Raw genomic sequence first — 12807 nt, 5'->3', positions numbered from 1 at the left:
ACCGTCACAAACCCCCCGCGCGGCGTCTATCCACTTGGCGCGCCGTCCGCATCATGGATGACCATAGGGATGCGCAAGCAAGAAGGACCGCTGTGAGAGGAGGCGTCCATGGGATCGGTACGCAAGGCGAGTGCGTGGCTCGGCCTCGTCGACGACAACGATGACGAGCGCTACTACGACGACGACTACACCGAGGGCACCGAGTCCGGGGACGCGTGGGTCACGGACCCCCGGGTGAAGGTGGCCACGGACACGGCCGAGGAGAGGGGCCGGCGGATCGGCACGGTCACCCCGGACAGCTTCCGGGACGCCCGCGCCCTCGGCGAGCTGTTCCGGGACGGCGTCCCGGTCATCGTGAACCTCACCGCGATGGAGCCCGCCGACGCCAAGCGCGTCGTCGACTTCGCGGCCGGGCTGACCTTCGGCCTGCGGGGCACGATCGAGCGGGTCGCCAACCGGGTGTTTCTGCTGACGCCCGCGAACACGGAGATCATCAGCGGCGAGCCGGCGGCGCGCCGCGAGGACGGCTTCTTCAACCAGAGCTGAGGCAAGGCCGCTCACCGGCCCTGCCTCGGCCCCACGACGGGGTCAGCGGAAGGCGTCGAGTCCGGTGAGCGCCTTGCCCAGCACGAGCTGGTGCATTTCGACGGTGCCCTCGTAGGTGAGCACTGACTCGAGATTGGTCGCGTGCCGCATCACGGGGTACTCGAGGGAGATCCCGTTGGCACCGAGGATCGTCCGCGCGGTACGGCAGATCTCGATGGCCTCGCGGACGTTGTTGAGCTTGCCGAAGCTGACCTGCTCGGGCCGCAGGCGGCCGGCGTCCATCCGCCGCCCCAGATGGTGGGCGAGCAGGATTCCCTTGTGCAGTTCGACCGCCATGTCGGCGAGTTTGGCCTGGGTGAGCTGGAAGCCGCCGATGGGCCGCCCGAACTGTTCCCGCGTCTTCGCGTACTCCAGGGCCGCCTCGAAGCTGCTGCGCGCCGCGCCCATGGCGCCCCAGACGATGCCGTAGCGGGCGTGCGAAAGACAGCTGAGCGGTCCGCGCAGTCCGGTGACCTCGGGGAGGACGGCGGTGGCGGGCAGCCGTACGTCGTCCAGGACGAGTTCGCTGGTCACCGAGGCGCGCAGGGACCACTTGTGCTTGATCTCGGGCGCCGAGAAGCCGGGCCGGTCGGTCGGTACGACGAAGCCGCGGATGCCGTCCTCGGTCTGCGCCCACACCACGGCCACCCCGGCCACGGACCCGTTGGTGATCCACATCTTGCGGCCGTTCAGCACCCAGTCGTCGCCGTCGCGCTTGGCGTGGGTGCGCATGGCGGCGGGGTCGGAGCCGTGGTCGGGCTCGGTGAGCCCGAAGCAGCCGATCACCTCGCCGGCGGCCATGCGGGGCAGCCACTCCTGCTTCTGCTCCTCGCTGCCGAACCGGTGGATCGCGTACATCGCGAGGGAACCCTGTACGGAGACCAGGGACCTGATGCCCGAGTCGGCCGCCTCCAGTTCCAGGCAGGCCAGGCCGTACTGCACGGCCGTGGCGCCCGCGCAGCCGTATCCGGTCAGGGACATGCCCAGGGCGCCGAGGCCGCCGAGCTCGCGCGCCAGCTCCCGGATGCCGGGCAGCTCGCCCTTCTCGTACCAGTCGGCGATGTGCGGTAGCACGCGGTCGGCCGCCCAGCTGCGGACGGTGTCCCGTACAGCCAGGTCCTCCGGCTCCAGGAGATCGTCGATCCCGAGCGGGTCGGCGGCGTCGAACGGGGGCAACTTCGCGGACATGGAACACCCTCCGGCACACTGAGGCACGGTGAAAACTAGCAACGCTAGTTACGCTGTGCAGCCGACGTTACGGTGCAGTGTCCCGCACGTCCAGAGCCGCCACGGCGACCCTAGGCTTCTCGGCCTCCCTCGGGGACGGCAGCTCCACCTCGGCGGACTCCTCCCCGCACTGCATGACCCGGGGCAGCCGCAGCGCCATCACCGCGCCCAGCAGCAACAGGCCCGCGCTCACCAGCAGCGTCACGTGCAGCCCGTGCACGAAGGAGTCCCGCGCCGCCCGGCGCAGCGCCGCCCCGGCGGAACCGCCGAGGCGGCCGGCGACCTCGTAGGCCTCGCCGAGCGAGTGGCCCGCGGCGTCCGAAGCGTGCGGGGGGACGCCCGGCACCGATGCGAGACCGGGCGCGTAGGCCGCGTTCATCACGCTGCCGAGCAGCGCGATCCCGATCCCGGCGCCGAGCTGGTACGACGTCTCGCCGATCGCCGCGGCCCCGCCGGCCTGCTCGGCCGGGGCCTCGCTCAGCATCGACTCGTACGCCCCGAAGAGCGTGGTCTCCAGGCCGAAGCCGAGCAGCACGAAGCCGAACAGGAGCAGGCCCGCTTTGTCGGTGCCGCCCATCGCCGTCAGCGTCACGACCGCCGCGGCGGTGAGGCAGAAGCCGAAGCACACCATCCGGCGCGGTCCGAAGCGGCGCAGCATCCGCGCGCCCGCGAGACCCGCCGCCATCGCCGCGATGGTCAGGGGCAGCAGTCTCAGACCCGTCTGCAGCGGTGACAGGCCGAGCACCAGCTGCAGATACTGGGCCGCGATCAGCTCCAGGCCCACCAGCGCGAGCATCGCCAGCACGATGCAGCCCACCGACGTGCTGAACGCCGGCCGCCGGAACATCCGCAGATCCACCAGCGGATGCGGGCGCCGGCCCTGCCGTCGTACGAAGAAGAAGAGCAGCACCGCGCCCGCCAGCAACGGCACCAGGGTGATCGGGCTCGCCACCGGCTCGCCACCGCCGAGCCGCTTCACGCCGAACACGACGCCGAACAGGCCGACCGCCGCCATCAGCGCGCCGACCACGTCCCACGGGCCGGTGCCGTCGCCGCGCGACTCGGGCAGCAGCATCCGCCCGACCGGCAGGCTGACGAGCATCAGCGGGATGTTGACCAGGAAGACCGCGCCCCACCAGAAGTGCTCCAGCAGAAAGCCGCCGAGCAGGGGACCGACCGCGGCGCCGACCGCCGCGACCGCGCTCCATATACCGATGGCCAGTGCGCGTTCGCGCCGGTCCGGGAAGACCTGCCGGAGGATCGACAGGGTCGCGGGCATGATCATCGCGCCGCCGACGCCCAGCAGCGCCCGGGCGAGGATCAGCGTCTCGGCGGTCCCGGCGAAGGCGGCCACGGCGGAGGCGACGCCGAACAGGGCGTAGCCGAGGAGCAGAATGCGCCTGCGGCCGACCCGGTCGCCCAGCGTGCCGAACAGGATCAGCAGGGAGGCGCACACCAGCGGGTAGACGTCGACGATCCAGAGCAGTTCTATCGCGCCGGGCTTGAGGTCCTCGGTGACGGCGGGGACCGCCACGTGCAGCACGGTCGCGTCGAGGGTGACCAGCAGCAGGCTGACGCAGAGGACGACCAGGACGACCCAGCGGTTGGCACCGGCCCCGGTCGCCCGACGGCGCGGCCGTACGGCAGCCGTGGTCGTCCCGGACATGTACGTACCTCCCAGATGGTCCCTCGTGTGCGGCGGATCGGAGGGGTGGGGACTCCCCGTCGTACGGCCGGAGAGGAGCGGTGTCTCCGGCCTGCGCAATCCCACGCGGGTGACTCGTCAGCGTACGCGAGTTCGCTGCGGGCACGCGTGGCGGACCTCTCACACGCAGGACCGAACCCGTGTGGCGTACGCCACCCCGCCCGCCCGCAGGCCCCGGCGGGAGGTCCGGTTCCCCGTCCGGTCGATAATCGAGCCCGTGACCGATCTTGAAGCGCGCGTGCCCTCCTCACGCGCCCCACTCCTGCGCCGGGCGGCTCCGGCCCTGCTCGGGTACGCGGCCGTGCGTGCCCTGGGCCTGGTCGCGCTGGCCGTGTGGAGCGCGGCGCGCGGCAAGAGCGCGTACACACTGCTCACCGCGCGCTGGGACTCCCTCTGGTACACGCGGGTCGCCGAGCTGGGCTACGGCTACCAGGTGCGGCTGCCGAACGGCGACGTCCACTCCAATCTGGCGTTCTTCCCGCTGCTGCCCTGGCTGGAGCGGCTGCTGCACGCGCTCACGCCGCTGTCGTACGCGGACGCCGGCTTCGTCGTCGCCCTGCTCGCCTCGCTCACGGCGGCCTGCGGGATCTTCGCGGTGGCGGAGTGGGTGTACGGGCCCCGGGTCGGCGTCTGCGTGGTGCTGGTGTGGGCGGTGCTGCCGGTCGGGATCGTGCAGTCGATGGCGTACAGCGAGTCCCTGTTCACGGCGCTGGCCGCCTGGTCGCTGTACGCGGTGCTGACCGGTCGGTGGGTGAGCGCGGGCGCGCTGGCGGCGCTGGCCGGGCTGACCCGGCCGGTAGGGCTCGCAGTGGTCGCGGCGGTGTGGGTGGCAGGCATGCTCTCGTTCGTGCGGGACCGAAGCGCACGACGCGCGCACAGCGCGCACAACGGCGAACACGCCCATTCCCCTCTTACGGGCGCGCGTTCCTCCCCTACGGACACGCGCTCCTCTGTTATGGGCGCGCGCGACACGACACGCGCCCCCGCTCTCACCACCAGCGCATCCGTCTGGCGGCGCGCCCTCGGCATGGCTCTCGCGCCCCTGGGCGCCGCCGGCTATGTCCTCTGGGTCGGTCACCGCACCGGCAAGGGTCCGCTCGGTTATCTCGACGTGCAGGCCGGCTGGCGCAACGGGTTCGACGGCGGGTACGCGTTCGCACGCTTCGTGGCCGACAAGTTCACGTCATTTCCGTCGGCCCTCGCCGGTGCGGGCCTGATCGTCGGAGTCGCGCTGCTGATCTGGCTCTATGTGACCGGTGTACGCCAGCGCCAGCCAGTGGCACTGCTCGTGTACACGGGTGTCGTCCTGACCCTCGCCCTGTGCGCGTCGAGTTACTTCGGGTCGAAACCGCGGCTGCTGATGCCGGCCTTCCCGGTGCTGTTCCCGCCGGCGCGTGCCCTGGCCGGGCTGCGCGCCTCCAGAGCGGTGCTGGTCACGGCGGGTGTGGCGGTGGCGACGGCGGTCTACGGCGCCTTCTGGCTGAACGGCTCCGGCCCTCCATGATCAACTCCGGTCGTCCGATGAGCACCCTCTGAATTCCATCCCATGATTCGGTGAACGAATTCATAAGTGCCCTAAAACGAGCCGCCCGGCATGATCAAAGGAAATGCAGGAAGCAGGCTCGCGAGATTGCGGAATCCCAGGAATTCGGAGCCCTCCTGAGAGGTTTCCCACATCACATCGTCATCACAAAGCCGCTGTTTCGACCGGGAACAGAGCTCACTCGCTGTAACGTCGATTGGGTGCGTACCGAACGAAACCTCACCCGGAGTCTGGACCGGGTGTTCGCCAGGCTGGACCGTGAGCCGGAACGACCGGCTCACATCGATGTGCCGAGGATGAGCCGGCACCGGGTCGTGCTGTTCACTGCGACCCTCGCCTTTTACCTGGCGATCGTCTGGGCCGTGGTGATCACCTCCTGGCTGGTCCGGCTCGACTGGCAGGTCATGTTCTTCCGGCCCTACCAGCAGTGGCCGGAGATCCACGCCTTCCTCGACTACTACGTCGTGCTCGGCCAGCGCGGCCCCACCGCCGTGATGGTCGCGGCCTGGCTCGGCTGGCGCTCCTGGCGGCAGCACACGCTCCGCCCGCTGCTGACCCTGGCCGCCTCGCTGCTCCTGCTGAACATCACGGTGGGCGCCGCCAAGATCGGCATGGGGCGGCTCGGTCCGCACTACGCGACCGTGATCGGCTCGAACGAGATGGGTCTGGGCGGCGATATATTCCCCAGCGGCCACACCGCCAACGCGGTGGTGACCTGGGGAATCCTGGCATATCTGGCCTCCTCCCCGAGAGCGCGCCGCTGGCTGTCCGCGCTCTCCGCGGTCACCTCGCTCGGCGTCGGCCTCACCACCGTCTACCTCGGTACGCACTGGCTGAGCGACGTGCTGCTGGGCTGGGCCGCCGGCCTGCTGATCCTGCTCGCCCTGCCCTGGTTCGAGCCACTGATCACCAGGGCCGAGACCGTGCTCTTCGACCTGCGCGACCGCTGGCGTTCCCGCCGCGGCCGTACGGTGCCCGCCCCGGCCGCCCCGGTCACGCCCGCTCCGGTGCTGCTCAAACCGCGTGCGGCAGCCCCCGAGCCCGTTCCGGCGCGCGAGCCGGTGTCGTCGGCGCGCGGCTCCCGGGCCCCGATCCATCTGGCCCCGGGACCGCACACGGCCCGCTCGGAGCGCACCCCGGTCACCCCGGCGGGCAGCCGTCGCCCGCCGCATGCCGACCGGGTGCCGCATGCCGACCGCCTGCCGCACTCCGACCGGCTGCCGCACGCCGACCGGCTGCCGCGCGGCACCGCCCCGCAGGCCCGTCCCCTGACGGGCGGCTGACGCTCCGCCACGGCGGCGGGGCCCGGTACGCACAGCCCGCCCCGCCATGACGAAGGCCCCGCCTCCCCCTTCCGGGAGCGGGGCCTTCGTCGTCCGTGCGAGGAGTCTCAGCCCTTCCAGGCGCGGGTCACCCGGCCGTCCCGAACCTCGAAGTTGAGCCGCCCCACCCGGTACTCCATGGTGATGATCGTGCCCGGCGGCAGCGACCGTACCGTCGACCAGCCGCGCTCCCGAGCGAGCCGCTCGGCGCGCGCGGCGTCGAGGCCGACGTACCCGTCCGGACTGTCCTGGGGCTCCGCTGGCGGAGTGGGAATCGGTGCCATGCGGCCACGCTAGGCCGCATCGGTCGGCGACGGAAGCCGGAGCCCGGCGCCCGCGCCACGCGTTCCCCTCCGGTCACACTTCTGTCACAGGTTCCCGACACTCGTTTCCGTCGAACTCCCTCGCACGTATGGGCGTTTCCGTACCGCCCGCCGAGGTAATCGAACAGAATTCCCGCGTGTCGGAGCGCGCCTTCGAATTGCCCCCGGGAATACCGCGCAGTGGGGATCGGGACGGGTCCGGAGCGTGATTCCCCGCGGAATCCGGCGCCATGCCGGGAGAGCTGACGCCGCATAGGAAATTCACGGATTCGGCACACGACCGCCGTACGTCCCCCGGCCCCGGGCCAGGGCGGCATCGAGCCGGTCCCGCGCCGCCTCGATGGTCTCGATCAGCTCGGCGGGCTCCAGCACCTCGAAGGGGACACCCGTCATCATCAGGTGAATGACCATCACGTCCAGGTTCGGCGCCCCGCTGCGCAGGATGCAGGCGTCCTCGCCGTCGGCCTCCAGCGTCCCCGCGGACGGCGAGATCCGCTCGGCGGCCTCGTGCAGCGGCACCAGCAGCCGCACGGCGGACTGCATGGCGTACACGCTGGTGGAGACGCCCTTCGACACATAGGCGGCCAGATCCTCGGCGGGCGGCTCGCGCGGGGTGAAACGCGGGCCGTGCGGCGGCTTCGGCGTGATGCGGTCGACGCGGAAGGTCCGCCAGTCCTCCCGGCCCACGTCCCAGGCGACCAGATACCAGCGCCGCTCGGTGCACACCAGTCGGTACGGTTCGACGGTACGGCGACTGGCGGCGCCCTCATGGCTGTGGTACTCGAAGCGCAGCCGCTCGGCGTCCCGGCACAGGTGGGCGAGTTCGGCGAGCACGGCCGGGTCGACGGCGGAGGGCTGTGCGCCCCGCAGCATCGGCACGGTGAACGCGTTGAGGGCGCCCACCCGGCGGCGCAGCCGGTCCGGCAGCACCTGTTCCAGCTTGGCGAGGGCGCGTACGGATGTCTCGCCGATGCCCTCGATGCCCTGTCCCGCGGCGGTGCGCAGCCCGACGGCCACGGCGACGGCCTCGTCGTCGTCCAGCAGCAGCGGGGGCAGTTCGGCGCCCGCACCCAGCTGGTAGCCGCCCCCGGTGCCGGGGCTGGCGTTGACCGGGTAGCCCAGCTCGCGCAGCCGGTCCACGTCCCGGCGGACCGTGCGCGCGGTGACGCCGAGCCGCTCGGCAAGTTCGGCGCCGGACCACTCGCGGTGCGCCTGGAGCAGCGAGAGAAGGCGCAGCAGTCGTGCTGAGGTCTCCAACATGGGGCCGAGTCTTCCAGCCGATGCGGACAGCCGCTGTCCTCATCCAGGACAGCGGCTGCATCCGTCAGGCGGCCGGCGCCCGTCGCACGCTCAGAGCGCGAGCCGCTGGCCGGGCACGATCAGGTCGGGGTCGTCGCCGATGACCTTCTTGTTGGCGGCGTAGATCCGCTGCCAACTGGTCCCGTGCCGGGCGGCGATGACACTCAGGGTGTCGCCCTCGCGGACGGTGTAGTCGCCACGGGAGGCACTGCGGTCGGTGTGCCCCGCCGGGCGCTGCGGCGCCTTCGCCGGCGCGGACTTCGTCGTCACGCTGCCCTTCGAAGCGGTCGCACCCGAGGACGCCGTTGTACCCGGGGACGCGTGGGCCGGTGCCGCGCCGGAGGCTCCGGCCCGGGCCGAGCAGACCGGCCAGGCGCCCCAGCCCTGGGCGTGCTGGACCTTGGTGGCGACGGCGATCTGCGCGCTCCTGGAGGCCTGGTCGGCCGTCGGGGCGTAGGCGGTGCCGCCGTACGCGCGCCAGGTGCCGGCGGAGAACTGGAGCCCGCCGTAGTAGCCGTTGCCGGTGTTGATGTGCCAGTTGCCACCGCTCTCGCACTGGGCGATGCGGTCCCACACTCCGTTGTCCGCCGCGGCGGCGTTGCCGGTCGCGGCCAGCAGCCCCAGGGGGGCCAGCAGCGCCGCCCCGGCGAGGGCGGCCGTCGTACGGCCCTTGCGGGCGCTGTCGTGACGAGCGGTGGTGCGGGTGGTATCGGCACACTCGGACATGTAATTCCCTCTCCACGAACCCGGGCTCCCCCAGGGCGGAGCACGACTCCCCGCGCAGGACCGCGGTTCCTCGCGCCGCCCCGTCCGCCGCGACCGGTGCCTTGATCGTGCTCTGTCCGGTGCCGGCCGGCGGACGTACCCGAGCGGTGCTAGTTGCACACGGCGGAGGAATGTAGGGAGAACGGGCAGTCGATATCAACCAACTCCTTGTCATTCCAGGCCAGTTCGCCGTTACCTCGGGTATCAGCGATTTCCGGCCAGCCATTTAATCCGCCGATTTCCTGATATTTCGACCACTCGTTGAGGCGACATGTGACCCACTTCACCCGTTCAAGTTCCTTGACTGCACGCGAAGTTGACGGTGAGTGGCCGGTTCCGCACCAGACGTGACACTGTGCGGTGGATGGTTCGATTCCGTTCCCCTCGGGGCGTGACCACCACCACAGGACACCCGTTGTCTTCTTCATGAGCCCGGAACCCCGGGGCTCATGGGCCGGGAGCCACCCGGCCGACCCAGCACCGCATCCCGAGGGAGCCACCGTGCCGCGCATGCTCGACGTCAGTGACGCCGTACGCGCCGAGATCGGCGACGAAGAAGCCGACCGGCTGCTCGCCGGAGAGAACGCCCCGGGCAGTTACGACTGCACGTCCTGCCGCACCCCGGGCGACTCCGATCAGGAGCGCACCAGCACCGTTCTGTTCGTCGGCGACGAGACCGCCGTCCTCGCCTTCGCCCACGCCGGCTGCCTGCCCTCGCAGGTCGTCCAGGTCACCGAGGAGCAGCTGCAGGGCGCCGTCCGCTCGATCGGTGGCAGCGCGGGCGGCGAGAACAGGGCCGCCACCGAGCAGGCCGTGCTCGGCGTGACCAGCGGACTCGTGCTGATCGAGGGCGAGTTGCACCCCGCGCTCGTCGTCGAGCCGACCGCGCCGATCGTGCGTCCCGGCTCCACCGCGGTCGGCGACGACTTCCTCCCGCTGCTCATCGAGCAGGGCTTCATGCCGCTGACCGAGCTGACGACCGTGCCGCCGGTGCTGCACGGCTGGTCGGTGCTGCTCGCCATGGGCCAGCTGCACGCCGTGCTCCAGCCGGGTACGAACGGCGGGCAGCCGGTGGCCTGGTGGCAGGCGCATCAGCCGCTGCAGGTGACGGACAGCTGGCGCGCTGCCGCCAACAAGCACCAGCAGGTGCTGATGTTCGCGGCGCCGGTGGGGTCGATCGGGCGGCAGCCTCGGGAGGATCTGCTGCGGGAGGCGCTGGACAAGGCGGCGGCGATCGGAAAGCTGGTGGCGGCGGCGCTGCCTCTTGCAGGCACGTGAGAGTCGGCTGAGGGGCGGGGAGCTGCGGCGCATTCGCGGGTGCGGGTGCGTCGCGGCTTCCCGCACCCCTGTTTGTCCGACCGCATCCCTTTAAAGTTCCGGTCGTTTGGACATACGTGCACGCATACGACACTCCCCCGCCCCGCCGGTCCGGCTTCTCCTCCATCCCCTTCGCGCGGGCGGGGCAGGAGGTCGTGAGCAGCCCATCGGCCACGCCGATCTACGACTCGCTCTACGCGGAGTGGGTCAAGACCTTCCGTACGCTGCCGGGTGACCGCAGCGGCGAGGAGAACCTGGGCTTCACGGCCTTCGGGAACATCCCGCACAGCACGGGCTCGTACGGCGGACACCGGCCGGGGTCGTTCAGCAGTTCGTACAGCGCCTACAGCGCGGGGGCCTACAGCGCGCGGCAGCAGTCGCAGTGGCAGCGCATCGGCACCCTCGGGCGGCAGCAGGACACCGGGATGCACCACGTTCCGGCGGGGCTGCCACCGGCTCCGCGTCGGGGCGCGTGACATGGTGAAGGGCGGCCCCGGACACCCGGGCCGCCCTTCGCCGTACCGCCGTATGCCTGCTACTTCTTCTTCGTGCCGCGCTTCTCGCGCACCCGCACGGAGATGTGGATCGGCGTGCCCTCGAAGCCGAACTCCTCGCGCAGGCGGCGCTCGATGAAGCGCCGGTAGCCCGCCTCGATGAAGCCGGAGGCGAAGAGGACGAACCGCGGGGGCTTGGTGCCGGCCTGGGTGCCGAACAGGATGCGCGGCTGCTTGCCGCCCCGGACCGGGTGCGGGTGGGCCGCGACCAGCTCGCCGAGGAAGGCGTTCAGCCGGCCGGTGGGCACGCGGGTCTCCCAGCCGTCGAGCGCCGTCTCGATGGCCGGGACCAGCTTCTCCATGTGCCGGCCGGTGCGGGCCGAGACGTTGACGCGGGGTGCCCAGGCGACCTGGCCCAGCTCGGTCTCGATCTCCCGCTCCAGGTAGTAGCGGCGCTCCTCGTCGAGGGTGTCCCACTTGTTGAAGGCGAGGACGACCGCGCGGCCGGCCTCCACGGCCATGGTGACGATGCGCTGGTCCTGGACCGAGATGTTCTCGGACGCGTCGATCAGGATGACGGCCAGCTCGGCCTTCTCGACGGCGGCCGCGGTGCGCAGCGAGGCGTAGTAGTCGGCGCCCTGCTGGAGATGAACGCGCTTGCGGATGCCTGCCGTGTCGACGAACTTCCAGGTCACGCCACCCAGTTCGATCAGCTCGTCGACCGGGTCGCGGGTGGTGCCCGCCAGCTCGTTGACGACGACACGCTCCTCGCCGGCCACCTTGTTCAGCAGCGAGGACTTGCCGACGTTCGGGCGGCCGATCAGCGCGATCCGGCGCGGGCCGCCGACGGCGGTGCCGAAGCTCTGCTCGGGCGCCTCCGGCAGCGCCTCCAGGACGGCGTCCAGCATGTCGCCGGTGCCACGGCCGTGCAGGGCCGAGACGGGGTGCGGCTCGCCCAGGCCCAGCGACCACAGGTAGGAGGCGTCGGCCTCGCCGCTCGGACCGTCGACCTTGTTGGCGCACAGCACCACGGGCTTGCCTGCCTTGCGCAGCAGACGCACGACCGCTTCGTCGGTGTCGGTGGCGCCGACCTTGGCGTCCACGACGAAGACGACCGCGTCGGCCGCCTCGATCGCGTACTCGGCCTGGGCGGCCACGGAGGCGTCGATGCCGAGGACGTCCTGCTCCCAGCCGCCGGTGTCGACGACCTTGAAGCGGCGGCCCGCCCACTCGGCCTCGTAGGTGACACGGTCGCGGGTGACGCCCGGCTTGTCCTCGACGACGGCCTCGCGGCGGCCGATGATCCGGTTCACCAGGGTCGACTTGCCGACGTTGGGGCGGCCGACGACGGCGAGCACGGGCAGCGGGCCGTGGCCCGCCGCCTCGATGGCGCCCTCGACGTCCTCGATGTCGAAGCCCTCTTCGGCGGCGAGCTCCATGAACTCCGCGTACTCGGCATCGCCGAGCGCCCCGTGCTCGTACGCGTGCTCGGCCGAGCCGTCGGGCTGGATCTGGTCGTTCATGAAGTCCGTACCTCGTCGTTCATCGTGGTGATCGGTGGAACGACCCGTTATGGGCTGATCCACTACTCAAGTGTCGCCTAGCGCCCGGTCAGGCGCCTGGCGTTTTCCAGGTGGCTGGTGAGCTGCTTCTGGATGCGCTCGGTCGCCTCGTCCAGCGCCCTGCGCGTACGCCGTCCGCTGCCGTCGCCGGCCTCGAACGGATCGCCGAAGATGACGTCGACGCGGGAGCGCAGCGGAGGCAGCCCCTTTATCAACCGTCCCGGCTTCTCCGAGCTTCCCATGACCGCCACGGGCACGATCGGTGCCCCGCTGCGGACCGCGAAGTAGGCGAGCCCGGCTCGCAGGGAGGCGAAGTCGCCCTCGCCCCGGGTGCCCTCCGGAAAGATGCCGAGCACTCCCCCGTTGTCCAGGATCCCGAGGGCGTCGGTGATCGCCGTGCGGTCGGCGGACGCGCGGTCCACCTTCAGCTGGCCGATACCGGTCAGGAACGGGCCCAGCGGGCCGACGAACGCCTCCTTCTTGATCAGGAAGTGCGTCGGCCGGGGCGCCACACCCATGACCATGGGGCCGTCGATGTTGTGGGAGTGGTTCACGGCCAGGATCGCCGGGCCGGTCGCAGGCACCCTCCAGGCGCCCAGCACCCGCGGCTTCCACAGCCCGTGCATCAGGCCGACACCGATGCGCCGCCCGACCTCGGCGCCCCG

At 71.3% G+C, this 12807-nt stretch carries 12 protein-coding genes and 1 pseudogene; 5 read left to right on the top strand and 8 right to left on the bottom strand.

Going from position 1 to position 12807, the window contains the following annotated elements; genetic code table 11:
- The first annotated feature begins 108 nt into the window (after positions 1-108).
- Complete coding sequence (locus ABZ471_RS28940) at positions 109-546, top strand: cell division protein SepF (protein ID WP_359070368.1); 438 nt, start codon at positions 109-111, stop codon at positions 544-546.
- A gap of 42 nt (positions 547-588) precedes the next feature.
- Here the strand turns inward: ABZ471_RS28940 and ABZ471_RS28935 are convergent, their stop codons facing one another.
- Entirely contained in the window at positions 589-1773 is a 1185-nt protein-coding gene (locus tag ABZ471_RS28935; protein ID WP_359070366.1) for an acyl-CoA dehydrogenase family protein, read from the bottom strand.
- Positions 1774-1840: 67 nt separating this feature from the next.
- Entirely contained in the window at positions 1841-3478 is a 1638-nt protein-coding gene (locus ABZ471_RS28930; protein ID WP_359070364.1) for an MFS transporter, read from the bottom strand.
- Positions 3479-3734: 256 nt separating this feature from the next.
- Here ABZ471_RS28930 and ABZ471_RS28925 point away from each other — a divergent pair, with 256 nt between their 5' ends.
- A complete protein-coding gene (locus tag ABZ471_RS28925) occupies positions 3735-5021 on the top strand; it encodes a hypothetical protein (protein ID WP_359070363.1) in 1287 nt (428 codons plus the stop codon).
- Between the two features lie 239 nt (positions 5022-5260).
- A complete protein-coding gene (locus ABZ471_RS28920; protein ID WP_359070362.1) occupies positions 5261-6343 on the top strand; it encodes a phosphatase PAP2 family protein in 1083 nt (360 codons plus the stop codon).
- A 107-nt stretch (positions 6344-6450) separates the two neighbouring features.
- Here the strand turns inward: ABZ471_RS28920 and ABZ471_RS28915 are convergent, their stop codons facing one another.
- From ABZ471_RS28915 to ABZ471_RS28900, 4 genes and pseudogenes are all read right to left on the bottom strand, one after another.
- The gene (locus ABZ471_RS28915; protein WP_359070360.1) at positions 6451-6666 is read right to left on the bottom strand and encodes an I78 family peptidase inhibitor; all 216 of its coding nucleotides are present in this window, start codon (positions 6664-6666) and stop codon (positions 6451-6453) included.
- Positions 6667-7005: 339 nt separating this feature from the next.
- Positions 7006-7965: pseudogene (locus ABZ471_RS28910) on the bottom strand (YafY family protein); the annotation flags it as partial.
- A 90-nt stretch (positions 7966-8055) separates the two neighbouring features.
- The gene (locus ABZ471_RS28905; protein WP_359070359.1) at positions 8056-8730 is read right to left on the bottom strand and encodes a transglycosylase family protein; all 675 of its coding nucleotides are present in this window, start codon (positions 8728-8730) and stop codon (positions 8056-8058) included.
- Between the two features lie 149 nt (positions 8731-8879).
- Positions 8880-9197 carry a hypothetical protein gene (locus tag ABZ471_RS28900; RefSeq protein WP_359070358.1) on the bottom strand — a complete coding sequence of 106 codons (318 nt, stop codon included), beginning with the start codon at positions 9195-9197 and terminating at the stop codon, positions 8880-8882.
- Positions 9198-9270: 73 nt separating this feature from the next.
- Here ABZ471_RS28900 and ABZ471_RS28895 point away from each other — a divergent pair, with 73 nt between their 5' ends.
- Together ABZ471_RS28895 and ABZ471_RS28890 are read left to right on the top strand one after the other, a co-directional pair.
- Entirely contained in the window at positions 9271-10047 is a 777-nt protein-coding gene (locus ABZ471_RS28895; protein ID WP_359070357.1) for a hypothetical protein, read from the top strand.
- A 116-nt stretch (positions 10048-10163) separates the two neighbouring features.
- Positions 10164-10562 carry a hypothetical protein gene (locus ABZ471_RS28890; RefSeq protein ID WP_359070355.1) on the top strand — a complete coding sequence of 133 codons (399 nt, stop codon included), beginning with the start codon at positions 10164-10166 and terminating at the stop codon, positions 10560-10562.
- Positions 10563-10621: 59 nt separating this feature from the next.
- On the opposite strand, the gene der is transcribed toward ABZ471_RS28890, so the two are convergent.
- Complete coding sequence (gene der, locus ABZ471_RS28885) at positions 10622-12103, bottom strand: ribosome biogenesis GTPase Der (protein WP_359070354.1); 1482 nt, start codon at positions 12101-12103, stop codon at positions 10622-10624.
- Positions 12104-12180: 77 nt separating this feature from the next.
- Positions 12181-12768: a lysophospholipid acyltransferase family protein gene (locus ABZ471_RS28880; protein ID WP_359070399.1), complete on the bottom strand. Its 588-nt coding sequence runs from the start codon at positions 12766-12768 to the stop codon at positions 12181-12183.
- Positions 12769-12807: the final 39 nt, after the last annotated feature.

The sequence above is a fragment of the Streptomyces sp. NPDC005728 genome, assembly GCF_040630895.1.
In the GTDB taxonomy this organism is placed as follows: Bacteria; Actinomycetota; Actinomycetes; order Streptomycetales; family Streptomycetaceae; genus Streptomyces.
This window is presented reverse-complemented; position numbering and strand designations above follow the sequence as displayed.

What these genes read in the sequence shown, in the direction of transcription:
- ABZ471_RS28940 (WP_359070368.1), top strand. Translation starts at nt 109, where the DNA reads ATGGGATCGGTACGCAAGGCGAGTGCGTGGCTCGGCCTCGTCGACGAC.
- ABZ471_RS28880 (WP_359070399.1), bottom strand. Translation starts at nt 12,768, where the DNA reads ATGCACGGGCTGTGGAAGCCGCGGGTGCTGGGCGCCTGGAGGGTGCCT.
- ABZ471_RS28905 (WP_359070359.1), bottom strand. Translation starts at nt 8,730, where the DNA reads ATGTCCGAGTGTGCCGATACCACCCGCACCACCGCTCGTCACGACAGC.
- ABZ471_RS28900 (WP_359070358.1), bottom strand. Translation starts at nt 9,197, where the DNA reads ATGAAGAAGACAACGGGTGTCCTGTGGTGGTGGTCACGCCCCGAGGGG.
- der (WP_359070354.1), bottom strand. Translation starts at nt 12,103, where the DNA reads ATGAACGACCAGATCCAGCCCGACGGCTCGGCCGAGCACGCGTACGAG.
- ABZ471_RS28930 (WP_359070364.1), bottom strand. Translation starts at nt 3,478, where the DNA reads ATGTCCGGGACGACCACGGCTGCCGTACGGCCGCGCCGTCGGGCGACC.
- ABZ471_RS28915 (WP_359070360.1), bottom strand. Translation starts at nt 6,666, where the DNA reads ATGGCACCGATTCCCACTCCGCCAGCGGAGCCCCAGGACAGTCCGGAC.
- ABZ471_RS28935 (WP_359070366.1), bottom strand. Translation starts at nt 1,773, where the DNA reads ATGTCCGCGAAGTTGCCCCCGTTCGACGCCGCCGACCCGCTCGGGATC.